A 22,058-nucleotide genomic window follows, 5' to 3' on the forward strand; every position below is an offset into this window, starting at 1 on the left:
AGTTCTGTTTTTACGGCAAAGGCGCAAAATCCGCTCATCGAAACGCTGCTCAAGGAAATGCGCGATGAGAACTCTGATCCAGCTGGCTTTGATCACCCTGATGCTCGGCACCGCCGTGCTGACCAACCCGGCCGTTGCCGATGAGCTGCGTACGGGCCATTTGCTGCCACTCGCCGCTGGCGTAAACTCCCTGCAGCGCGCCCAGTCGGTGGGGGTGTTGTACAGCGAAAACACGCGGGACAACCTCAGCTACCTTGAGCGTTACCACGCCATGGCGGTCAATGGCGCCAAGGATGCCTTGGACGGGCGTATCCGCGAGGCGTTCGTCAACAGCTCCGATCCGGAGCTGGCCATCGACTGGCTGATGAACTCGCTGCAAGGCACGTTTGTCTCGGTGACGGTGTATGGCAGCCTGGACGCGCTGGTGCAGGCGCATCCGGACGTGGTGGTGGTGCTCGATACCCATAACCAATTGCTGACCCCGCGTAACGACGTGGTCGAGGCGCGTTTTACCGCGCGGTTCTATGACGCCGATCTGCAATACATCGCCAAGGCCGAAGGCGCGGTGGACAAGCAGGTGCCATCGGTGTGGGTGCATGACAAGTCAGCATTCGAAATTGCCGCGCAGATCGAGCAGCAGCGAGATGTACAACAAGATGCCTTGAAGCAGTTTGACGCATCGCTCAAAGCCCTGGTCCGCGCCGGTTGATACGCGGGTCCACAGGCACCTATTTTTGTTATTTTCAGGAATGTTTATGCGCGCTTTTTTCGCCCCGGCCCTGGCCTTTGCTTCCCTGGCGCTGGCCGGGTGCATCACGGCCCCAAATGCCCCCTCGCTGACCCTGCAAACCGCCAAGACCCCCGAAGGCTACGTGCAATGCGTATTGCCCAAGCTTGAACAGCACGGCATCACCTCGACCGTGACGCAGAACTCGCGCCACGCCAAGGTGCTGTTGACCAGCAAGATCGCGGCCGATGATGTGCTGGAAGCCTATAAGTCCCAGGATGGCACCAAGGTGTTCCTGTACGAGCGCAAACCGCTGGCTTCGGCGATCAAGGCGTCGCGGCTCGAGCAGGCGGCGCAGGATTGTCGGTAACCTGTGCAGGAATGAATACAAATCAAATGTGGGAGGGGGCAAGCCCCCTCCCACATTTGGATAGTGTTCGACTCAGGGTTTGGCTTCGTTGCTGAAGGCATTGACCGTCTTGACCAGCCCCTGCGCCGCCAGCGCCACCAATGCACCGCCTTTCTCCACGGTTGCCAACGCCGGGTCCGAACCCATGCGCCCATCGGGGAAGCGTGCGCGGAAGTCCAGCGCTTCGCGGATCGGGCCGGTGCTGGCGATTTGCGGCGAGTACTCGGCCGACTTGATCGAGTCCGGATAGGCCCATTGCGTCACGGCAATCTCCGACGGCGTGGCGTGGCTGCCATGGCCCACCGGGAATTGGCGCTGCGCCAGGTCGGTGACGCCCTCCAGGTCCCACCAGTTGACCAGCTTGAGGGCGAACCCGGCCGGGCGGCGGGCAAAGCTGGCTTCGGCGTAGAGTTCGGAAAACGCCGCTTCGATGGTGGCGATATTGCCGCCGTGGCCGTTGAGGAACAGGATCTTGTCGAAACCATGCCCGACCAGCGAGCGCACCCAGTCGCCGATCGCCGCGATAAAGGTGGAAGGGCGCAGCGAAATGGTGCCGGGAAAACCCAGATGGTGCTGGGCCATACCGATGTTGAACGTCGGGCCGACCAGGATATCGGCATTTTTCTGCGCTTCGACGGCGATGATCTCCGGGCACATCCAGTCGGTGCCCAGCAGGCCGGTGGGGCCGTGTTGCTCGTTGGAGCCGATGGGGATTATCACCGTGCGGCTGCGCTGCAGAAACTGCCCGATCTCGATCCAGGTGGACTTGTGTAGAAGCATGCGACGCTCTCTTTTATCTGTGGGACAGGCTATCCGCCACGGATTGTACGACTACTGGCCACCTGTTGGGGTTTGCAATTGAGATAGGTCGAGGACTTCAGCCAGCGCTGGTCGGGGTACCACGAAAACATGAATTGCCCGTCCTTGAGCTTGTCCACCACTTGGCGCGCGACTTGCGGGCGCACCGCCGGGCAGCCCTGGCTGCGGCCGATACGGCCTTCGCGCTTGCTCCATAGCGGGCTGACGTAGTCGGCGGCATGGATCACAATGGCGCGGTCGCGGGCCAGGTCATTGAAGCCAGGCTCCAGGCCGTCCATGCGCAGTGAGTAGCCATGGGTGCCGAGGTAACTTTCCTGGGTGCGGAACAGGCCCAGGCTGGACTGATGACTGCCTTCGAGGTTGGAAAACGCGGTGGCGAAGTTTTCGCCGGACTTGGCACCGTGTGCCACCAGGTCGCGCAGTACCAAGGTCTTTTTGCGCAGGTCGAAAATCCACAGCCGACGGGCGGTCGAAGGCTGGGAGTAGTCAATCACCGCCAGGCGATCGGAACGTTCCTCGCCGTTATTGACCGCGCACTGCACCGCGCTCAGGGCGCTTTTCAACACGATGGGATTGAGTTCTGGAGCAGAGCGCGCCAGGCTGCTATACAAGGAAGGAGCGGGGCCATTGGCGGCGAGCGCAACATTGCTCAGTAACGCCAGGCTCGCGGTGATCAGGCCCAGGTTGGTTGAACCGAGCCGGCGCATTAAAGTCAGCATCTACAGTCGAGTCCCCGCTGTGGAGTGGAGCTAAGTCAATTGTTCAAAAAACACGCATGTTACTTGAGCATTTGCCTGCTCGTTACACCACTGGTCGCCACAGCCGAAGCGCCGCCGCTGGAGCCGCTGCCGGTCACGACCCCGGCACCGGTCGACCTGGCGCCGCTGCAACAGGCCCTGGCGCAGTTGCCCAGTGTCTGCCCGCAACTCGCGCCGCGTATCGACGCCAGCGCGCAATTGCGCCTGCAAGCCTTTTACCAGCAGCAGGGCGATGCGCCGCTGTGGTCGGCCGACGAGCGTCGGCAGGCCTTGCACGACCAGTTGCTGATGCTGGCCGACGACGGCCTGGACCCCACCCACTATAGCTTGCCCACCGCAGACGCCACGGCCAATGTGCTGTGCAGCGATATCGCGATCAGCCAGCAGTACCTCCAGGCCCTGCAGGATTTGCACTTCGGGCGTCTGCAGCAATCGCGCTTCGAGCCGCTCTGGCACGCCCAACCGCCTGCCGATGACCCGCACACCGCCGTGCTGGCCTTCGCCGCCACCGGCTTGCAGGACATGGCCCAGGCGTTCGACCAGGCGCGGCCCAGCGCGGATTTGTATCGCAGCCTGCGTAACGCCTATTCCAGTGCGCGCCAGCAGCCGTTGCCGCAGTGGGAAGCGGTGGGCGAGGGGCCGCTGTTGCGTCCGGGCATGGAAGACCCACGGGTACCGGAACTGGCGCGTCGCCTCTACCGCGGCGGTTACCTGACCCAGGAACCCAAGGGCAGCGCCAGGCTGTACCGCCCCGAACTGGTCGCTGCGGTCAAGGCCTTCCAGCTCAGCCATTCCCTGCAGGCTGACGGTGTGATCGGCGCCGGCACCGTGGCCGAACTCAATATCAGCCCTTTGACGCGCCGCGACCAGTTGCGCATCAACCTCGAACGGTTCCGCTGGCTGGCCCGGGACCTGGAGCCTGAAGGCGTGGTGGTCAACGTCGCGGCCGCGCAATTGAGCGTGTATCAGAGCGGCATCCCGGTATGGCAGACCCGCCTGCAAGTGGGCCGCGCCGAGCGCCAGACACCGCTGCTCAAATCGCGCATCACGCGGCTGACTCTCAACCCGACATGGACCATCCCGCCCACGATCATGCGCGAGGACAAGCTGCCGGCCATCCGCCTCAATCCGGAGTATCTGCGCCAGCAGAACCTGCAAGTGCTTGACGCCGAAGGTCACCCGCTGACGCCGGAGCAGGTCGACTGGGCACGTCCCGGCAATATCCTGCTGCGCCAGGAGGCAGGGCCGCGCAACCCGTTGGGCAAGATTGTGATGCGTTTTCCCAACCCGTACTCGGTGTACCTGCATGACACGCCGAGCCAGCCGCTGTTTACCAAGGGGCCGCGGGCGTTCAGTTCGGGGTGCGTGCGGGTCGAACAACCGCTGCTGTTGCGCGACCTGCTGGTGAGCCCGGCCGAACGCACGCGCACCGATGAGTTGCTGGCCACCGGCGTCACCCATGAATTCAGGCTGGCCACGCCGGTGCCGGTGCTGCTGGGGTATTGGACGGTGGAAGTGGATCGCCAGGGAAGCCTGGTGTACGCGCCGGATATCTACGCGCGCGATCCGGTATTGATCAAGGCCATGGGGAGTGTGTTGTAGAGCGCTGCCCGGAATGTGGAATGGGGGCTTATGTGGGAGGGGGCTTGCCCCCGATGACGGTGTGTCAGCTACAGATAGGCTGGCTGACACACCGCTATCGGGGGCAAGCCCCCTCCCACATTTGGATCTGCGGTGCGTTCACTTACCTATTCAGGCATTAATTGCTGGCGGCACTCCAGCACCAGCCGCGCGCCGCCCAGTTCGCTGGTGGCCACGTCCAGCTTGAAGCCGTGCAGGTTGATGATTGCCGCCACGATCGACAGGCCCAGGCCAAACCCGCCTTGCTGATCACTCTCATCCACCCGATAGAAGCGCTGGAACACCGAAGCACGTTCGGCCGCAGGAATCCCCGGCCCCGAGTCGAGCACTTCGATCCGCGTGCTGCCCACATCATTGAGCGCGCGCAGGATCACCTGGCCGCCCGGCGGGGTGAACTTGATCGAATTGCTCAGCAGGTTGGCCAGGGCCTCGAACAACAGGGCGCGGTCGCCGGTGATCCAGGGCAGTGAGTCCGGGGTCTGCAGCAGCAGTTCCAACTCGCCTTCTTCGGCCAGGGGCAGGTAGAAGTCATGCAGTTCGCGCAGCAGCGGCAGGGGGTCCATGAGCAAAAAGCCCGAACGCCGCTGGTGGTCTTCCAGTTCCGAAATCCGCAGCAAACCGCGAAAACGCGCCATCAGCGTGTCGGTTTCGGCAATCGCGTCATCGAGCTTCACCGCATGGGCCGAGTCTTCCTCCGCTTGTTGCTTGATGCGGTAAAGCTGCGCACGCAAGCGCGTCAGCGGCGTGCGCAGATCGTGGGCGATGTTGTCGCACACGCCCTTGACCTCGTTCATCAGCTTCTCGATGCGGTCGAGCATGGCGTTGACGATGGCCGCGAGCATGTCCAGCTCGTCGCGCCGATCGGACAGCGGCAAGCGGTGCGTCAGGTCGCCGGCGACGATGGCCTCGGCGCTCGCCTGAATACCGCGAATGCGCCGCAGCGGACGGCGGCGCAGCAAGTGCCAGCCAGCGGCGCCGGGAATGATGGTCAGCGACAGCGCCCACAGCAGGGCATGCCAGATGATCCGGGTCACGCCGAACAGCGAGCCGTTGGCGCGCACCAGCACCAGCCAGCGGCCATCTTCGGTGTGGGTGGCCACGGCGTCGCAGCTGTCCTTGGGCAGTTTCGGGTCGTCGGAGTCGACACAGTTGGCCAGGGAATGGATCTTGCCATCCAGCGGCAAGTCGGGCGGCACGGCGCGGATCGGCCCGCTCAACGGACGAAACTGTTCGTCGAACAGGCCATAGGCGTCCACGCCTTTCATGTCGAAGGTCATGCTGGTGGTCAGCGCCTCCACCAGTTCTTCGCCGTCGAAGCGTTGGAACAAATGCTGGCGCTGCATCAGCGAATGGCGCGACAGGTCGCCCAGGTACCCGGACACCTCGTAATACAGCACCCCCATGAGGATGCAGCTCCACGCCACGAACAGCGAACTGTACAGCGCCAGCAAACGGCTGCTGGAAGAGCGCCAGCCTTTAGAGGGGTTCAGCAATGACATATCCCGAGCCTCGTACCGTGCGAATCAGCGGCGTGAGGCCCGGCGGGTCGATTTTCTTGCGCAGGCGACCGATGTGCACGTCGATCAGGTTGGTGCCGGGATCAAAGTGATAACCCCAGACTTCCTCGAAGATCATCATGCGCGACAGGATCTGCCCGGTGTTGCGCATCAGAAATTCCAACAGCTTGTACTCGGTGGGCAACAGGCTCAGCGGTTGATCGGCGCGGCTGGCTTCGCGGCTGATCAGGTTCAGCTCCAGATCGGCCACGCGCAGGGCGGTTTCGAATTCCTTGACCGTGCTTTTGCGTCGCAGCAGTACCTCGACGCGGGCGGCCATTTCGTCGGAAGCGAAGGGCTTGGTCAGGTAGTCATCGCCGCCGGCGCGCAGGCCGCGCACGCGTTCGTCCACGTCGGAGAGGGCGCTGATCATCAAAATCGGCGTCGACACCCCGATGGTGCGCAGGGTGGTGACGATGGCCAGGCCATCCAGTTCGGGCAGCATGCGGTCGAGGGTGATCAGATCGTAATCACCACTCACGGCACGGACCAGGCCTTCGCGGCCGTTGTCCACCCAGTCTACGTCCAGTCCATGGCTACTCAGCTCGGCGACGATCTCGCGGGCCGTTACGGCGTCATCCTCGATGGTCAAAATGCGGGTCATAGGATTACCTGGTGAGCGTTCACACTAGAAGTGTGGGCATTTTGCCAAGAAGTTGCTGAATGTTTCCTAAATAAAACTTCATCTAGGCAAATCATCCCCTATTCCAGTGTGGGAGGGGGCTTGCCCCCGATAGCGCTAGGTCAGTCTGTCAATTCTTACCAGACACACCGCAATCGGGGGCAAGCCCCCTCTTACATTGGTTGTTCAACAGGAGAATGCATAACGCCCGCTCTCTGCAGGCCATTCTTGCAACTTGCATGATTTAAAGAAGTTCAATTTAGTTAAGCTGTTGAAATATAAGCAGTTTATTTTCTACTTGAGCTGGCACGCTGCCTGCACTGTCCCTTTTGAGACTTGTAACACTATTTTTCATGCCTGGAGCAAAACAACAATGATCACATCCTCATCCACGCTGCAAGAGTCAAGCGCGCTCTCCGGGGTTTCCTGGGGGGCGATTTTTGCCGGGGCTGCCGCGGCGGCTGCACTGTCCTTGATCCTGGTGCTGCTGGGCTTCGGCCTGGGTTTTTCGGCGGTATCGCCGTGGGCCGACAGCGGCATGAGCGCCAAGGGGCTTGGCATTTCCACGATTGTGTGGCTGGCATTCACCCAAATCGTCGCGTCGGGCCTGGGCGGCTACATTGCCGGCCGGTTGCGCGTGAAGTGGGCCAATCTGCATGGCGATGAGGTGTACTTCCGTGACACCGCACACGGCTTCCTGGCCTGGGCGGTCGCGACACTGATCACGGCGATGCTGGTGGTCGGTTCGGTCAGCAGCGTAGTCAGCGGCGGCGTGAAAGCCGGTGCCAGCGTTGCGTCGGGCGCCGCCAGCGGCATGTCCCAAGCCGCCGGCAGCGTAGCCAAGGGCGCCCACAGCGGCGACTTCGGTTACTACGTCGACAGCCTGTTCCGCGACGACCGCCCTGCAGCGGTCAGCGATGACGCCGCCCATGCCGTGGTCGGCCGCATCTTTGCCCGTACCCTGGGCAATGACGGCCAACTGGCTCCGGAAGACCGTACCTACCTGGCCCAGTTGATCAGCCAGCGCACCAACCTCAGCCAGGCCGACGCCGAGGCGCGCATCGACAAAGTCTACGGCGATGCCCGTAAAGCCGTCGAAGACGCCAAGGTCAAAGCCAAGCAAGCCGCCGACACGGCCGCGAAAGTCGCTGCCTACACCTCGCTGTGGACCTTCGTCGCGCTGCTGATCGGTGCGTTCTTCGCCAGCTTCGCCGCAACCTTCGGCGGTCGCCGCCGGGATGCCGTGGTGTACGTCGAAACCGAAAACTACGTTCGTTAATTCAAGGAGAACATGATGCGCTCATTACTGCTGTGGTTCCTCGGCGTGCCGATTCCGCTGATTATCCTGATTGCCATTTTCATGCACTAAACCTGAGCCTGGCTCTGGTCCAATGTGGGAGGGGGCTTGCTCCCGATAGTGGAGTGTCAGTCAGCTGGTTCGGCGACTGACACCCTGCTATCGGGGGCAAGCCCCCTCCCACATTTGGTTGGCGGTGAGCCAGCCTTAGTCGTCGAACCCTACCTGCTCGTGAATCTCATCGACCTTCAGCTCCAACCGATACGCCACCGCAATGAACAACGCCTGGCACAGGCACAGCGTGGCGCTCAGTGAGCGAAAGGCGAAAGACGAACCCTCATTGACCAACAGCACGGCGTTTGCCCGCTTGGCCAGGGGCGACAGGTTGCTGTCGGTGATAATCAACGTCTTGGCCTGGTGATGCTGGGCAATGCGCAGGCAATGCTGGGTTTCCTTGCCGTACGGCGTGAAGCTGATCGCAATCACCAGGTCATTGGCGCGCACGCTGCGCATCTGTTCGCGGTAGCTGCCACCCAGCCCCGAAATCAGGTGAATACGTTTGTTGGTGTGCTGCAGGTTGTACACCAGGTAGTCGGCTACCGCGAATGAGCGGCGTACGCCGACCACGTAGATATTGTCGGCATTGACCACCAGGTCCACGGCCTTGTCGAAGGCCGCGTCGTCCAGTTCCAGCCCCAGCCGTTCGATGCCGGATAACGTGGCATTGACGCACTCACGCGCCAGGTCGCCGCCGCTGGCCTTCTGCGACTTGTTGGCGATCATGCTGCGGATGCGCTGCTGGTAGTTCTGCACCGGCGTGGTCTTGTGGGTATACGCCTCGCGAAACAATGCCTGCATCTCACTGAACCCGCTGAAGCCGAAACGTTGGGAAAACCGCACGATGGCCGAGGGGTGCACTTCACATTCACGGGCGATATCGCTGATGCGGTCGACCATGATCCGGTCGCTCTGCTGGCTCATGTAGCTGGCGATGCGCTTGAGTTGACGGGGCAGGCTTTCGTATTCGTCGGTGATCAGCTGCAACAGGCGTTCGGCATTGATCGGAGGGCTGGCGATCGGATCTTCCAGGGTGGTCTCGGGATCGGTGCGGGACATGGGCAATCCTTCTGGCGTGTTCGTCTGGTGCGCTGATGGGTGGCGCAAGTCTACAGGGTAGGCGCAAAAAAATACCTCGGCATCACGGCCTGCGCGGGCTGCTGAAACGATGCACGACGGCTGCCACAGCATTATGCCGGCTTATTGGAAAAAATATTCCACTAAAAATAATTATGGAATAAATATTGATTGCCGCCGCCGGACGTTCTAGTCTGCTCCCACCAAGAGCGTTTGCCGTCGCCACGGCGGCACAACGCAGGCTGATAAAAATAACAGGAGCCAGCATGGGCCAGACTCGTTTTGCCAGTGGGCGTCAATTGGATCTGATTTGCCTCGGACGCCTGGGCGTCGATCTCTATGCGCAGCAAGTGGGCGCGCGGCTTGAGGACGTGACCAGCTTCGCCAAATACCTTGGCGGTTCCTCCGCCAATATCGCCTTCGGCACGGCGCGGCTGGGGCTCAAGTCAGCGATGCTCAGCCGGGTGGGCGACGACCACATGGGCCGCTTCCTGGTCGAATCCCTGGCCCGTGAAGGCTGCGACGTCAGCGCTATCAAAATCGACCCGGAACGCCTGACCGCCCTGGTGCTGCTCGGTCTCAAGGACCGTGAGACCTTCCCCCTGGTGTTCTACCGCGAAAACTGCGCCGACATGGCCCTGCGTGCCGAAGACGTCAACGAAGCCTTCATTGCTTCCAGCAAGGCGCTGCTGATCACCGGCACGCATTTCTCCACTGACGGGGTGTACAAGGCCAGCATCCAGGCGCTGGACTACGCGGCCAAACACAACGTCAAGCGCGTACTCGACATCGACTACCGTCCGGTGCTGTGGGGCCTGGCCGGCAAGGCCGATGGCGAGACCCGCTTTGTTGCCGACCAGAATGTCAGCCAGCATGTGCAGAAAATCCTGCCGCGTTTCGATCTGATTGTCGGTACCGAAGAAGAATTCCTGATTGCCGGCGGCAGTGAAGACCTGCTCGGCGCCTTGCGCACCGTGCGCGAACTGACGCCCGCCACCCTGGTGGTCAAGCTCGGCCCGCAAGGCTGCACGGTGATTCACGGCGCCATTCCCGAACGCCTGGAAGACGGTGCGATCTACCCCGGCGTGCGCGTGGAAGTGCTCAATGTGCTGGGTGCCGGCGATGCCTTCATGTCGGGCTTCCTCAGCGGTTGGCTCAACGACGCCACGGATGAGCGTTGCAGCCAGTTGGCCAATGCCTGTGGCGGCCTGGTGGTGTCGCGTCATGCCTGCGCGCCGGCCATGCCGACGCCTGCCGAGCTGGAATACCTGTTCAATAGCCCGGTGCCGATCACCCGGCCTGACCAGGACGCGACCCTGCAACGCCTGCACCGCGTCAGCGTGCCGCGCAAAACCTGGAAGCAGCTGTTCGTGTTCGCCTTCGACCACCGCTGGCAACTGGTCGACCTGGCTCAGCGCGGCGGCCAGGAGGTGGCGCGCATCAGTGCGATCAAGCAATTGTTTATCCAGGCCATCGAACGCGTGGAGCGCAAGCTGGGCGAGCAGGGCATCGAGGCCGATGTGGGCCTGTTGGCCGACCAGCGTTTCGGCCAGGATGCGCTCAACGCCGCCAGCGGTCGCGGCTGGTGGATCGCACGCCCGGTCGAAGTGCAGAACTCGCGGCCCCTGGCGTTCGAACACGGTCGCTCCATCGGCAGCAACCTGATCGCCTGGCCTGCGGAACAGATCATCAAGTGCCTGGTGCAATTTCACCCTGATGACGAACCGCTGCTGCGCCTGGAACAGGAGGCGCAGCTCAAGGCGGTGTACGAAGCGTCCATTGTCAGCGGCCACGAACTGCTGCTGGAAGTCATCCCGCCCAAGGATCACCCGTCCACTTACCCGGACGCGCTCTATCGCAGCCTCAAACGACTCTACAACCTCGGCATCTACCCGGCGTGGTGGAAGATCGAGGCGCAATCGGCCGAGGACTGGAAAAAGCTCGACGAACTCATCCACGAACGCGACCCGTACTGCCGAGGTGTGGTGCTGCTGGGGCTGAATGCCTCGGCGGAGTTTCTCGCCGACGGCTTCAAGCAGGCCAGCCAGAGCACTACCTGCCGTGGGTTTGCCGTGGGCCGCACGATCTTCCAGGAACCGAGCAAGGCGTGGATGGCGGGGGAAATCGATGATGAAACCCTGATCCAGCGTGTCCAGGCCACCTTCGAACAACTTATTACCGCCTGGCGCAGCGCGCGAACCTGATCACAGTTCCAAATGTGCAATGCAATCAAATGTGGGAGGGGGCTTGCCCCCGATAGCGGTAGTTCAGTTAGAGAAGTGTTGTCTGACACGCCGCTATCGGGAGCAAGCCCCCTCCCACATAAAGCAGATTTTCAGTGTTAGTTGAAAACAATAAAAGGTGCAGCCATGCCCGCAATCCGAATTGGCATCAACCCGATCTCCTGGAGCAACGACGACCTGCCGGCCCTGGGCGGTGAAACGCCGCTGAGCACCGCTTTGAGCGAAGGCAAGGAGATCGGCTACGAAGGGTTTGAACTCAACGGCAAATTCCCCAAGGACGCCAAAGGGGTCGGCGACGTGCTGCGCCCCTATGACCTGGCGCTGGTCTCCGGCTGGTATTCAAGCCGCCTGGCGCGGCGTTCGGTGGCCGAAGAAATCGAGGCCATCGCCGGCCACGTCGAGCTGCTCAAGCACAATGGCGCGACGGTGCTGGTGTACGGCGAAGTCGCCGATTCGATCCAGGGCTCGCGCATCCGTCTGATCGAACGCCCACGCTTTCACACCGAGCAGGCGTGGCAGGCGTACGCCGACAAGCTCACGGAACTGGCGTGTTTCACCCTGTCCCAGGGCGTGCGCCTGGCCTACCACCACCATATGGGCGCCTATGTCGAATCCCCCGAAGATATCGATCAGCTGATGCGCCGCACCGGCCCGGAAGTCGGTCTGTTGTTCGACTCGGGCCACTGCTACATGGGCGGCGGCGAACCCCTCGAGGTGCTGCGCAAACACATCGCGCGCATTTGCCACGTGCATTTCAAGGACGTGCGCAAACCCGTGGTGCAGCTGGCGCGCAACCAGATGTGGAGCTTTCCCGACTGCATCGTCAATGGCACCTTCACCGTGCCCGGCGACGGCGATATCGATTTTGCGCCATTGCTCGATGAGCTGTTGGCCGCCGGTTACAGCGGCTGGCTGGTGGTCGAGGCCGAGCAGGACCCGGCCGTGGCGCCCAGCTATATCTACGCGAAAAAAGGCTACGACACGTTGCGAGCATTGCTCGACGAGAGGACTTAACCATGAGCTTGCTGGTCAAGAGCAACACACGCGGACAAACCATGGTCGCCCTGGAAACAGGGCGCCTGGAGTATGTCGGTTTCAGCGCTTATCGCCTGAGCCTGGGCGAGACGCTGCCGGTCAGCGCCGGCGACAAGGAGCTGTGCCTGGTGCTGCTCAGCGGCCGGGTGAATATCCAGGGCGAGGGCTTCGACTGGCAGAACCTGGGGGATCGTCAATCGGTGTTCGAGGACAAATCCCCGTTTGCCGCCTACTTGCCGCCCGGCACCGACGCCCGGGTCACCGCCTTGAGTGATGTACAGATCGCGGTCTGCGCCGCGCCCGGCGCGGGCGGTTACACACCGCGCCTGATCCGCCCGCAACAGTGCAAGCGCAGCGTGCGCGGTAAAGGCGCCAACACCCGCTACGTGTGCGACATCCTGCCCGACAGCGAGCCGGCGCATTCGCTGCTGGTGGTAGAAGTGCGCACGCCATCCGGGCATTCGTCGAGCTACCCGCCGCACAAGCACGACACCGATGACCTGCCGCACCAGAGCTTTCTGGAAGAGACCTATTACCACCAGGTCAATCCACCCCAGGGCTTCGTATTCCAGCGCGTGTACACCGACGATCGCAGTATCGACCAGGCCATGGCCGTGGAAAACAGCGATCTGGTGGTGGTGCCCAAGGGCTATCACCCGGTCAGCGTGCCGTACGGCTACGAGTCGTATTACCTGAACGTCATGGCCGGCCCCAAGCGTGCCTGGCATTTCCACAACGACCCGCAGCACAGTTGGCTGCTGGACCTCTGAAACGGTTTTGCACGGAGAACAACAACAATGAAGTCGCCGCTACGCTTTGCCCTTAACCGTATGGTCGCACCCAACCTGTCCCTGCCGGACTTCATCCAGCTGGCCGCGTCGCTCAAGTGCGATGCCATCGAGATCCGCAATGATCTCAAGGACCGCCAGATCGAATACGGCACGCCCGCCAGCCGTGTGCGCGAGCTGTGCGCGGTACAGGGCATCACGGTGTTGTCGATCAACGCGCTGTATCCCTTTGACGTGTGGAACGATGAGCGCCGTGCCCAGGCAATCGAGCTTGCCACCTATGCCCGTGAATGTGGCGCCCAGGGCCTGGTGATGTGCCCGTTCAACGAGCCGGGCGACACGCGCACCGATGCCCAGCGCGCCGCCGGTTTGCGCACGGCCCTGAGCGAAATGGCGCCGATCCTGCGCGAGTACGGGATCCTCGGTTTCGTCGAGCCCCTGGGCTTCGAAGAATCGGCCCTGCGCCGCAAGCGCGTGGCGGTGGACGCGATCAAGGCCATCGGCGGCCTGGATGTGTTCCGTGTGGTGCACGACACCTTCCATCATCACTTGGCCAACGAACATGAGTTCTTCCCGGAACTCACTGGCCTGGTGCACATCTCCGGCGTGGAAGATGCCGACGCGCCGCTCAACGCGATCCGTGACGGCCACCGCGTGCTGGTGGGCGAGGGCGATATCCTCGGCAATGCGGCGCAGATCGACACCTTGCTCAGCACCGGCTACAGCGGCTACCTGTCGTTCGAGCCGTTTGCGACCAGCGTGCATGAACTGGCGGATATCCAGCAGGCCTTGGGCGCCAGCATTGCCCACCTGAAAAAAAGTTAAGGGGCGCGACATGACCACCACCCGACTGACCATGGCCCAGGCCCTGGTGAAGTTCCTGGATAACCAATACATCGAAGTCGATGGCGTGCAGAGCAAGTTCGTCGCCGGCGTGTTCACCATTTTCGGTCACGGTAACGTGCTGGGCCTGGGCCAGGCGCTGGAGCAGGACAGCGGCGACCTGGTGGTGCACCAGGGTCGCAACGAGCAGGGCATGGCCCACGCCGCCATCGGGTTTGCCAAGCAGCACCTGCGCCGCAAGATCTACGCGTGCACCGCCTCGGTGGGACCCGGCGCGGCGAATATGCTCACCGCCGCGGCCACCGCCACCGCCAACCGCATTCCGTTGCTGCTGCTGCCCGGCGATGTCTACGCCAGCCGCCAGCCGGACCCGGTGTTGCAGCAGATCGAGCAGTTTCATGACCTGAGCATCAGTACCAACGACGCCTTTCGCTCGGTCAGCAAATACTGGGACCGTATCAACCGCCCGGAGCAATTGATGAGCGCGGCGATCCACGCCATGCGTGTGCTTACTGATCCTGCGGAAACCGGCGCGGTCACCCTGGCGCTGCCCCAGGATGTGCAGGCCGAAGCCTGGGACTATCCGGATTACTTCCTGCAAAAGCGCGTGCACCGCATCGAACGTCGCCCGCCGACGGCGGCAATGCTTGACGACGCATTGGCTGCCTTCAAGGGCAAGCGCAAACCGCTGATCATCTGCGGCGGCGGAGTGAAGTACTCCGGCGCAAATGCCGCGCTGCAAGCCTTTGCCGAGCGCTTCGATATCCCCTTCGCCGAAACCCAGGCGGGCAAGAGCGCGGTGGTGTCCAGTCACCCGCTGAACGTCGGCGGCATTGGCGAGACCGGCTGCCTGGCGGCCAACCTGCTGGCGCCCGAGGCGGACCTGATCATCGGCATCGGCACCCGTTATACCGACTTCACCACCTCGTCCAAATCGCTGTTCAAGCACGCCGAGGTGACGTTTCTCAACCTCAATATCAGCCCGTGCGATGCGTTGAAGCTCGACGGCGTGCAAGTGCTGGGCGATGCCAGGGTCGCCCTGCAAACGCTGGCCGATGCGCTGGGGGATTACCGCGCCGGCTGGGGCGAACAGGTGCGCGACGCCAAGGCGCAACTGGACGCCGAAGTGGACCGGGTGCATCAGGTTGAATACCTGGGCGATGATTTCGTCCCCGAAGTCGATGACCATCTGGACCGCGCGGTACTGCGCGAATTTATCGAACTGACCGGCTCCTGCCTGACCCAGAGTCGCGTGCTCGGCGTGCTCAACCAGACCCTGGCCGACGACGCCATCATTGTCGCCGCCGCCGGCAGCCTGCCCGGCGATCTGCAGCGCGCCTGGCGCAGCAAGGGCGTGAACACCTACCACGTCGAATACGGTTATTCGTGCATGGGCTACGAGATCAACGCTGCCCTCGGCGTCAAGCTGGCCGAACCGGGCAAAGAGGTGTACGCGCTGGTCGGCGATGGCTCCTACATGATGCTGCATTCGGAACTGGCCACCTCGATCCAGGAGCACCGCAAGATCAATGTGGTGCTGCTCGACAACATGGCCTTCGGTTGCATCAACAACCTGCAGATCGGCAACGGCATGGACAGCTTCGGCACCGAGTTCCGCTACCGCAACCCCGAGAGCGGCAAGCTCGACGGCGGCCTGGTGCCGGTGGATTTCGCCATGAGCGCGGCGGCATATGGCTGCAAGACCTACAAGGTCAGCAACGTGGAACAGCTTGAAGCGGCCCTGGCCGATGCACGTACCCAAACCGTGTCGACCCTGATCGATATCAAGGTACTGCCCAAGACCATGGTCCACGGCTACCTGTCGTGGTGGCGGGTGGGGGTGGCGCAGGTGTCCACCAGCGAACGCACGAATGCCGCTGCAAAAAAACTCAATGAACAGCTGGCCAAAGCCCGGCAGTACTAATAACAAGAGGAGTGTGTGTATGTCGTTGAAGCTTGGAGTGATCGGTACCGGTGCCATCGGCCGTGACCATATTCGTCGTTGCAGCCAGACCCTGCTCAACAGCCAGGTGGTGGCGGTCACCGATATCAACCTTGAACAGGCCGCCAAGGTGGTGGCTGATTTGAAGCTGGACGCCGAGGTGTACCCGGATGGCCACGCGTTGATCAACTCGCCGCAGGTGCAGGCGGTGCTGGTGACCTCGTGGGGGCCGAGCCATGAAGAGTTCGTGCTCGCCGCCATCGCGGCCGGTAAACCGGTGTTCTGCGAGAAACCCCTGGCCGTGACCGCCGAAGGCTGCCGCCGCATCGTCGAAGCCGAAGTGGCGCACGGCAAGCGCCTGGTGCAAGTCGGTTTCATGCGCCCCTATGACGAAGGTTATCGCGCCCTGAAAGCGGTGATCAAAAGCGGCCAGATCGGTGAGCCGCTGATGCTGCACTGCGCCCACCGCAACCCGACGGTGGGCGAGAACTACAAGACCGACATGGCGATTACCGACACCCTGATCCACGAACTGGACGTACTGCGTTGGCTGCTCAACGACGACTACGTCTCGGTGCAGGTGGTGTTCCCGCGCAAGACCAGCAAAGCCCTGGCCCACCTGCGCGACCCGCAGATCGTATTGCTGGAGACCGTCAAGGGCACGCGTATCGACGTGGAAGTATTCGTCAACTGCCAATACGGCTACGACATTCAGTGCGAAGTGGTGGGGGAGAGCGGTATCGCCAAGTTGCCGGAGCCTTCGCAGGTGCAACTGCGCAGCGGGGCGAAGTTGTCCAACGCGATTCTGATGGACTGGAAGGACCGGTTTATCGGCGCCTATGACGTGGAACTGCAAGCGTTCATCGACAGCGTGCGCGCCGGACAAGTGGGCGGGCCGTCGGCCTGGGACGGGTATGCGGCGGCCGTGGCGGCGGATGCGTGTATTGAAGCGCAGGGCAGTGGGCAGATTGTGCCGGTGAGCCTGCCGGATCGCCCGCACTTCTACGGCTGACCCCAAATCTGAATTGAAATGCAGTCAGTGTGGGAGGGGGCTTGCCCCCTATGGCAGTGTGTCAGTCAGTAAGTCTGTATCTGAACCACCGCCATCGGGGGCAAGCCCCCTCCCACATTTGATTGGGTTTGCACTTCAAAGAAGGAATAAATCATGCGAATCGGACTAGTCGGCTACGGCCACGGAGGGCGCTTCTTTCATGCGCCGCTGATTGCGACGTTGCCAGGCGCGACCTTTGTCGGCGTCGTCACACGCTCCCCCGAGCGCCGCCAGCAACTGGCAAACGACCACCCTGGCCTTCCGGCCTTCGACACCATCGGCCAGATCGTCGAAGCCGGCGTCGACGCCCTCGTCATCTCCACCACCCTCAAAGGCCGTCCGGCCCTGGTGCTGGAAGCCATCGAACACGGCGTGGCGGTGGTCAGCGACAAGCCCTTCGCCGCCAACGCCGAGCAGGCCCAGGCCTTGATCACCGCCGCTGAACGCCAGGGCACATTGCTCAGCGTCTACCAGAACCGCCGCTGGGATTCGGATTACCTGACCCTGCGCAAACTCATCGAGGCCGGTGCCCTGGGTTCCATTACCCGCTTTGAATCCCGCGTCGAACGCTACAGCCCCCAGGCGGTGGGCAATGCCAGCGGCGGCGGCTGGTTGCGCGACCTCGGCAGCCATCTGGTGGACCAGGCCCTGCAACTGTTCGGACCGGTGGACCGGGTATTTGCGCAACTGCACTTCACGCCCGAGCATCCCACCCTTGACCACGGCTTTTTCGTGGCGCTGACCCATGCCAACGGCGTGATTTCGCACCTGTGGGGCAGTGCTTTGCAAAACAGCCAGGCCCCACGCTTTCGCGTCAGTGGCACGCTGGGTTGTTACACCGTCGAAGGGCTGGACGGCCAGGAAGATGCGCTGATGGCCGGCAAGTCACCGAAAACCGAAGGCGAGCACTGGGGCGCCGAAGAACACCGACGCTGGGGCTGGTTTGAACAGGGGCCGGAGCGGGAACGGGTGCCGTCGGAAAAGGGCTGCTGGCCTCAGTTCTATCGGCAGTTGCAATGTGCCGTGCAAGGCCAGGGGCCGCTGCCGGTTGATGCCTGTGACGCGCTGGAAACTACCCGTATATTGGACGCCGCACGCCTGAGCGCCGAGCGCCAGCAAGTGGTTTCGACAAAAATAGAATAAAATTCTAAAACAGGTTGATATGGAAATTATTTTCCAATAAAGTCGTTTCCAGGTTGCATAAAGTACGTCTGGGGCTCGACCCCGGCGACTCAACAAAAACAAGATCAAAAACAACCAGGTACCGTCAGATGAAAATCTTCAACGCTGTACTGCGAGTTTTACGCCCTGCCCACACGCCACGCGCACTGCCTCGCGCCCGGCCGTTCTACTTCTCCTTCCTCAATGTGCTGTGCGTCGAAAACCAGGGCGCACTGGTCTGCTGCATTCCCGGCGCTCCGGTGGTGCGCGTGCCTGCCGAACGCTGATAAACGCAACGTCCATAAAACCAACAAGAAAGTGGAGACAGACCGTTCATGAAGACCCCGATCCGTTTTACCGCGCTGGCCCTGTCGATGCTACTCGCCAGCGGCATTGCCGCAGCTGCTGACCTCAAGGTGGGGGTGAGCATGTCCGCCTTCGATGACACCTTCCTGACCTACCTGCGCGAAGACATGGACAAGCAGGCCAAGTCCTATCCCAAGGGCGACGGCGTGCAGCTGCAGTTCGAAGACGCCCGCGCCGATGTGGTCAAGCAACTGAGCCAGGTCGAGAACTTTATCAGCCAGAAAGTCGACGCCATCATCGTCAACCCGGTGGACACCGCCTCCACGGCGAACATCATCAAAGCCGCCACCGCCGCGAAAATCCCCTTGGTGTTCGTCAACCGCCGTCCCGACCAGAAAGACTTGCCCAAGGACGTGGTCGCCGTGACCTCCGATGACGTTGAGGCCGGCAAGCTGCAAATGCAGTACATCGCCGAAAAACTCGGCGGCAAGGGCAAGATCGTGATCCTGCTGGGCGACCTGGCGAACAACTCCACCACCAACCGCACCAAGGGCGTGAAGGAAGTGCTGGCCAAGTACCCGGACATCAAGATCGAGCAGGAACAGACCGGCATCTGGCTGCGCGACAGGGGCATGACCCTGGTCAACGACTGGCTGACCCAGGGCCGCGACTTCAATGCGGTGCTGGCTAACAACGATGAGATGGCCATCGGTGCGGCCATGGCCCTGAAATCGGCAGGCAAGAAAGACGTATTGATCGCCGGGGTCGACGGCACGCCGGACGGCCTCAACGCGATCACCAAGGGCGACATGGCCGCCTCGGCCTTCCAGGACGCCAAGGGCCAGGCCGTGGGCTCGGTGGAAGCGGCGCGCAAGATGGCCAGGCACGAGCCGGTGGAGCAGAACGTGGTGATCCCGTTCAAGCTCATCACCCCGGACAACGTCAAAGACTTCAAGTAGCCCTGAACTCACAACCCTAAGCTGGCAGGGCGGTCACGGCCGCCCTGCCGATGGAGTACCTCCTATGCTCGCTCACGCCACTGTCGCGCCGCCGCCGGGTATCCCGCCGCTGGCGCAGGACGAACCCTACCTGCTGGAAATTCTCAACATCAGCAAAGGCTTTCCCGGCGTCGTGGCCCTGGACAATGTGCAGTTGCGGGTGCGCCCCGGCACGGTGCTGGCGCTGATGGGCGAGAACGGTGCGGGCAAGTCGACGCTGATGAAAATCATCGCCGGCATCTATCAGCCCGATGCCGGCGAAATCCGCCTGCGGGGCAAGCCGATCACCTTCGAGACGCCGCTGGCGGCGCAGAAGGCCGGGATTGCGATGATCCACCAGGAACTTAACCTGATGCCGCACATGAGCATCGCCGAAAATATCTGGATCGGCCGCGAGCAGCTCAACAGCCTGCACATGGTCAACCACCGCGAAATGCACCGCTGCACCGCCGACCTGCTGGCGCGCCTGCGCATCAACCTCGACCCGGAAGAACAGGTCGGCAACCTGAGCATCGCCGAACGGCAGATGGTCGAGATTGCCAAGGCCGTGTCCTACGACTCAGATATCCTGATCATGGATGAACCGACCTCGGCGATTACCGAAAAGGAAGTCGCGCACCTGTTTTCGATCATTGCCGACCTCAAGTCCCAGGGCAAAGGCATCGTCTACATCACGCACAAGATGAACGAAGTGTTCGCCATCGCCGATGAAGTGGCGGTGTTTCGCGACGGCCAATACATCGGCCTGCAACGCGCCGACAGCATGAACAGCGACAGCCTGATCTCGATGATGGTCGGCCGCGAGCTGAGCCAGTTGTTCCCGGTGCGCGAGACGCCGATTGGCGACTTGTTGCTGTCGGTGCGCAATTTAAGCCTGGACGGCGTGTTCAAGGACGTTTCATTCGACCTGCACGCCGGTGAAATCCTCGGCATTGCCGGGCTGATGGGCTCGGGTCGCACCAACGTGGCGGAAACCATTTTCGGCATCACTCCCAGCAGCAGCGGGCAGATCACCCTCGACGGCAAACCGGTGCGCATCAGCGATCCGCACATGGCCATCGAGAAGGGCTTTGCACTGTTGACCGAGGACCGCAAGCTCAGTGGCCTGTTCCCGTGCCTGTCGGTGCTGGAAAACATGGAAATGGCGGTGCTGCCGCACTACTCGGGCAACGGTTTCATCCAGCAGAAAGCTCTGCGCGCCTTGTGCGAGGACATGTGCAAGAAGCTGCGGGTGAAAACCCCATCGCTGGAACAGTGCATCGATACCCTGTCCGGCGGTAACCAGCAGAAAGCGCTGTTGGCGCGCTGGCTGATGACCAACCCGCGCCTGTTGATCCTCGATGAGCCGACCCGCGGCATCGACGTGGGCGCCAAGGCCGAGATCTATCGATTGATCGCCTTCCTCGCCAGCGAAGGCATGGCGGTGATCATGATTTCCTCGGAACTGCCCGAAGTGCTCGGCATGAGCGACCGGGTGATGGTGATGCACGAAGGCGAACTGATGGGCACCCTGGATCGTGCGGATGCGACCCAGGAAAAAGTCATGCAATTGGCCTCCGGTATGACCGCAGTCCACTGACTCCAGAATAAGAAGGTGATGGGTTATGAATGCAATAACAGATAACAAGCCGGCCACGGCACCAGTCAAGCACCGTCGACGCATGCCTACCGAATTGAGCATCTTCCTGGTGCTGATCGGCATCGGCCTGGTGTTTGAACTGTTCGGCTGGATCGTGCGCGACCAGAGCTTTCTGATGAACTCCCAGCGCCTGGTGCTGATGATTCTGCAGGTGTCGATCATCGGCCTGCTGGCCATCGGCGTGACCCAGGTGATCATCACGACCGGGATCGACCTGTCGTCCGGCTCGGTGCTGGCGTTGTCTGCGATGATCGCTGCGAGTTTGGCGCAGACTTCCGATTTTTCCCGGGCGGTGTTTCCGTCCCTGACCGACTTGCCGGTGTGGATCCCGGTGGCGATGGGCCTGGGCGTGGGACTGCTGGCGGGGGCGATCAACGGCAGTATCATTGCGGTCACCGGTATCCCGCCGTTCATTGCGACCCTGGGCATGATGGTCTCGGCCCGTGGCCTGGCGCGTTACTACACCGAAGGCCAGCCGGTGAGCATGCTCTCGGACTCGTACACGGCCATCGGCCACGGCGCGATGCCGGTGATCATCTTCCTGGTGGTGGCGGTGATTTTCCATATCGCCCTGCGTTACACCAAGTACGGCAAATACACCTACGCCATCGGCGGCAACATGCAGGCGGCGCGCACCTCGGGGATCAACGTCAAGCGTCACCTGATCATCGTCTACAGCATCGCCGGTCTGCTCGCAGGCCTGGCCGGCGTGGTGGCTTCGGCCCGAGCGGCGACCGGCCAGGCCGGCATGGGCATGTCCTATGAGCTGGACGCCATTGCGGCTGCAGTGATCGGCGGCACCAGCCTGGCGGGCGGGGTAGGGCGCATCACCGGCACCGTGATCGGCGCGCTGATCCTTGGCGTCATGGCCAGCGGGTTTACCTTCGTCGGGGTGGATGCGTATATCCAGGACATCATCAAGGGCCTGATCATCGTGGTGGCGGTGGTGATCGACCAGTACCGCAACAAGCGCAAGCTCAAGCGCTGAGCCTATTTCAAGGACAACATCCATCAAATGTGGGAGGGGGCTTGCCCCCGATAGCGGTGGATCAGTGACAAAATTGTTGACTGACACACTGCAATCGGGGG

Annotated in this window: 21 protein-coding genes; 15 read left to right on the forward strand and 6 right to left on the reverse strand. The window is 62.1% G+C overall.

Translation table 11 applies throughout. The features are described from left to right. The first annotated feature begins 64 nt into the window (after window positions 1–64). Together TU82_RS20905 and TU82_RS20910 are read left to right on the forward strand one after the other, a co-directional pair. Entirely contained in the window at window positions 65–709 is a 645-nt protein-coding gene (locus tag TU82_RS20905) for a hypothetical protein (RefSeq protein ID WP_057725119.1), read from the forward strand. A gap of 46 nt (window positions 710–755) precedes the next feature. Then, window positions 756–1,097 (forward strand): hypothetical protein, encoded by a 342-nt coding sequence (locus TU82_RS20910; RefSeq protein ID WP_057725120.1) that lies wholly within the window; start codon window positions 756–758, stop codon window positions 1,095–1,097. A 72-nt stretch (window positions 1,098–1,169) separates the two neighbouring features. Here TU82_RS20910 and TU82_RS20915 read toward each other — a convergent pair whose 3' ends face one another. Together TU82_RS20915 and TU82_RS20920 are read right to left on the reverse strand one after the other, a co-directional pair. Then, window positions 1,170–1,916 carry a creatininase family protein gene (locus tag TU82_RS20915; protein WP_057725121.1) on the reverse strand — a complete coding sequence of 249 codons (747 nt, stop codon included), beginning with the start codon at window positions 1,914–1,916 and terminating at the stop codon, window positions 1,170–1,172. A 29-nt stretch (window positions 1,917–1,945) separates the two neighbouring features. Next, window positions 1,946–2,674, reverse strand: coding sequence for a murein L,D-transpeptidase catalytic domain family protein (locus tag TU82_RS20920; RefSeq protein WP_057725122.1), 729 nt, complete (start codon window positions 2,672–2,674; stop codon window positions 1,946–1,948). Between the two features lie 39 nt (window positions 2,675–2,713). On the opposite strand from TU82_RS20920, the gene TU82_RS20925 reads away from it, so the two are divergent. Then, on the forward strand, window positions 2,714–4,315 hold the full coding sequence (locus TU82_RS20925) for a L,D-transpeptidase family protein (protein ID WP_057725123.1): 1,602 nt from the start codon (window positions 2,714–2,716) through the stop codon (window positions 4,313–4,315). A 146-nt stretch (window positions 4,316–4,461) separates the two neighbouring features. On the opposite strand, the gene TU82_RS20930 is transcribed toward TU82_RS20925, so the two are convergent. Further along, window positions 4,462–5,853, reverse strand: a complete 1,392-nt coding sequence (locus TU82_RS20930; protein ID WP_057725124.1) for a sensor histidine kinase — start codon at window positions 5,851–5,853, stop codon at window positions 4,462–4,464. Continuing rightward, a complete protein-coding gene (locus tag TU82_RS20935; RefSeq protein ID WP_010564812.1) occupies window positions 5,831–6,514 on the reverse strand; it encodes a response regulator transcription factor in 684 nt (227 codons plus the stop codon). Before TU82_RS20935 ends, TU82_RS20930 begins: the two co-directional genes overlap by 23 nt. Before the next feature lie 391 nt (window positions 6,515–6,905). On the opposite strand from TU82_RS20935, the gene TU82_RS20940 reads away from it, so the two are divergent. Beyond that, on the forward strand, window positions 6,906–7,811 hold the full coding sequence (locus TU82_RS20940) for a hypothetical protein (RefSeq protein ID WP_057725125.1): 906 nt from the start codon (window positions 6,906–6,908) through the stop codon (window positions 7,809–7,811). A 225-nt stretch (window positions 7,812–8,036) separates the two neighbouring features. Here the strand turns inward: TU82_RS20940 and TU82_RS20945 are convergent, their stop codons facing one another. Next, on the reverse strand, window positions 8,037–8,945 hold the full coding sequence (locus TU82_RS20945; protein WP_057725126.1) for a MurR/RpiR family transcriptional regulator: 909 nt from the start codon (window positions 8,943–8,945) through the stop codon (window positions 8,037–8,039). Window positions 8,946–9,027: 82 nt separating this feature from the next. Further along, window positions 9,028–9,231: a hypothetical protein gene (locus TU82_RS28725; RefSeq protein WP_156421679.1), complete on the reverse strand. Its 204-nt coding sequence runs from the start codon at window positions 9,229–9,231 to the stop codon at window positions 9,028–9,030. Here TU82_RS28725 and TU82_RS20950 point away from each other — a divergent pair. The 11 genes from TU82_RS20950 to TU82_RS20995 all read left to right on the forward strand — a co-directional run bounded on the left by TU82_RS20950 (window position 9,230) and on the right by TU82_RS20995 (window position 21,957). Beyond that, a complete protein-coding gene (locus TU82_RS20950; protein WP_057725127.1) occupies window positions 9,230–11,167 on the forward strand; it encodes a bifunctional 5-dehydro-2-deoxygluconokinase/5-dehydro-2-deoxyphosphogluconate aldolase in 1,938 nt (645 codons plus the stop codon). The genes TU82_RS28725 and TU82_RS20950 overlap by 2 nt on opposite strands. Before the next feature lie 165 nt (window positions 11,168–11,332). Continuing rightward, a complete protein-coding gene (gene iolE / locus TU82_RS20955; RefSeq protein ID WP_057725128.1) occupies window positions 11,333–12,220 on the forward strand; it encodes a myo-inosose-2 dehydratase in 888 nt (295 codons plus the stop codon). 2 nt (window positions 12,221–12,222) lie between these two features. After that, window positions 12,223–13,011, forward strand: coding sequence for a 5-deoxy-glucuronate isomerase (gene iolB / locus TU82_RS20960; RefSeq protein ID WP_057725129.1), 789 nt, complete (start codon window positions 12,223–12,225; stop codon window positions 13,009–13,011). 27 nt (window positions 13,012–13,038) lie between these two features. Further along, window positions 13,039–13,854: a TIM barrel protein gene (locus TU82_RS20965; protein ID WP_057725130.1), complete on the forward strand. Its 816-nt coding sequence runs from the start codon at window positions 13,039–13,041 to the stop codon at window positions 13,852–13,854. A gap of 10 nt (window positions 13,855–13,864) precedes the next feature. Then, window positions 13,865–15,796, forward strand: coding sequence for a 3D-(3,5/4)-trihydroxycyclohexane-1,2-dione acylhydrolase (decyclizing) (gene iolD, locus TU82_RS20970; RefSeq protein WP_057725131.1), 1,932 nt, complete (start codon window positions 13,865–13,867; stop codon window positions 15,794–15,796). Window positions 15,797–15,815: 19 nt separating this feature from the next. Continuing rightward, the gene (gene iolG, locus TU82_RS20975; protein WP_057725132.1) at window positions 15,816–16,826 is read left to right on the forward strand and encodes a bifunctional inositol 2-dehydrogenase/D-chiro-inositol 1-dehydrogenase; all 1,011 of its coding nucleotides are present in this window, start codon (window positions 15,816–15,818) and stop codon (window positions 16,824–16,826) included. A gap of 153 nt (window positions 16,827–16,979) precedes the next feature. Further along, window positions 16,980–18,008, forward strand: coding sequence for a Gfo/Idh/MocA family protein (locus tag TU82_RS20980; protein ID WP_057725133.1), 1,029 nt, complete (start codon window positions 16,980–16,982; stop codon window positions 18,006–18,008). Between the two features lie 128 nt (window positions 18,009–18,136). After that, on the forward strand, window positions 18,137–18,313 hold the full coding sequence (locus tag TU82_RS28935; protein WP_163001556.1) for a hypothetical protein: 177 nt from the start codon (window positions 18,137–18,139) through the stop codon (window positions 18,311–18,313). Between the two features lie 48 nt (window positions 18,314–18,361). Then, a complete protein-coding gene (locus tag TU82_RS20985; protein ID WP_057725134.1) occupies window positions 18,362–19,291 on the forward strand; it encodes a sugar ABC transporter substrate-binding protein in 930 nt (309 codons plus the stop codon). A 64-nt stretch (window positions 19,292–19,355) separates the two neighbouring features. Then, window positions 19,356–20,909 (forward strand): sugar ABC transporter ATP-binding protein, encoded by a 1,554-nt coding sequence (locus TU82_RS20990; RefSeq protein WP_057725135.1) that lies wholly within the window; start codon window positions 19,356–19,358, stop codon window positions 20,907–20,909. A 25-nt stretch (window positions 20,910–20,934) separates the two neighbouring features. Then, complete coding sequence (locus tag TU82_RS20995) at window positions 20,935–21,957, forward strand: ABC transporter permease (RefSeq protein ID WP_057725136.1); 1,023 nt, start codon at window positions 20,935–20,937, stop codon at window positions 21,955–21,957. Window positions 21,958–22,058: the final 101 nt, after the last annotated feature.

The sequence above is a fragment of the Pseudomonas orientalis genome (assembly GCF_001439815.1).
Lineage (GTDB): Bacteria > Pseudomonadota > Gammaproteobacteria > Pseudomonadales > Pseudomonadaceae > Aquipseudomonas > Aquipseudomonas orientalis.

Coding starts and splice junctions, on each gene's coding strand:
- TU82_RS20905 (WP_057725119.1), top strand. CDS start 65: ATGAGAACTCTGATCCAGCTGGCTTTGATCACCCTGATGCTCGGCACC.
- TU82_RS20910 (WP_057725120.1), top strand. CDS start 756: ATGCGCGCTTTTTTCGCCCCGGCCCTGGCCTTTGCTTCCCTGGCGCTG.
- TU82_RS20915 (WP_057725121.1), bottom strand. CDS start 1,916: ATGCTTCTACACAAGTCCACCTGGATCGAGATCGGGCAGTTTCTGCAG.
- TU82_RS20920 (WP_057725122.1), bottom strand. CDS start 2,674: ATGCTGACTTTAATGCGCCGGCTCGGTTCAACCAACCTGGGCCTGATC.
- TU82_RS20930 (WP_057725124.1), bottom strand. CDS start 5,853: ATGTCATTGCTGAACCCCTCTAAAGGCTGGCGCTCTTCCAGCAGCCGT.
- TU82_RS20935 (WP_010564812.1), bottom strand. CDS start 6,514: ATGACCCGCATTTTGACCATCGAGGATGACGCCGTAACGGCCCGCGAG.
- TU82_RS20940 (WP_057725125.1), top strand. CDS start 6,906: ATGATCACATCCTCATCCACGCTGCAAGAGTCAAGCGCGCTCTCCGGG.
- TU82_RS20945 (WP_057725126.1), bottom strand. CDS start 8,945: ATGTCCCGCACCGATCCCGAGACCACCCTGGAAGATCCGATCGCCAGC.
- TU82_RS20950 (WP_057725127.1), top strand. CDS start 9,230: ATGGGCCAGACTCGTTTTGCCAGTGGGCGTCAATTGGATCTGATTTGC.
- TU82_RS28725 (WP_156421679.1), bottom strand. CDS start 9,231: ATGCTGGCTCCTGTTATTTTTATCAGCCTGCGTTGTGCCGCCGTGGCG.
- iolE (WP_057725128.1), top strand. CDS start 11,333: ATGCCCGCAATCCGAATTGGCATCAACCCGATCTCCTGGAGCAACGAC.
- iolB (WP_057725129.1), top strand. CDS start 12,223: ATGAGCTTGCTGGTCAAGAGCAACACACGCGGACAAACCATGGTCGCC.
- TU82_RS20965 (WP_057725130.1), top strand. CDS start 13,039: ATGAAGTCGCCGCTACGCTTTGCCCTTAACCGTATGGTCGCACCCAAC.
- iolD (WP_057725131.1), top strand. CDS start 13,865: ATGACCACCACCCGACTGACCATGGCCCAGGCCCTGGTGAAGTTCCTG.
- iolG (WP_057725132.1), top strand. CDS start 15,816: ATGTCGTTGAAGCTTGGAGTGATCGGTACCGGTGCCATCGGCCGTGAC.
- TU82_RS20980 (WP_057725133.1), top strand. CDS start 16,980: ATGCGAATCGGACTAGTCGGCTACGGCCACGGAGGGCGCTTCTTTCAT.
- TU82_RS28935 (WP_163001556.1), top strand. CDS start 18,137: ATGAAAATCTTCAACGCTGTACTGCGAGTTTTACGCCCTGCCCACACG.
- TU82_RS20985 (WP_057725134.1), top strand. CDS start 18,362: ATGAAGACCCCGATCCGTTTTACCGCGCTGGCCCTGTCGATGCTACTC.
- TU82_RS20990 (WP_057725135.1), top strand. CDS start 19,356: ATGCTCGCTCACGCCACTGTCGCGCCGCCGCCGGGTATCCCGCCGCTG.
- TU82_RS20995 (WP_057725136.1), top strand. CDS start 20,935: ATGAATGCAATAACAGATAACAAGCCGGCCACGGCACCAGTCAAGCAC.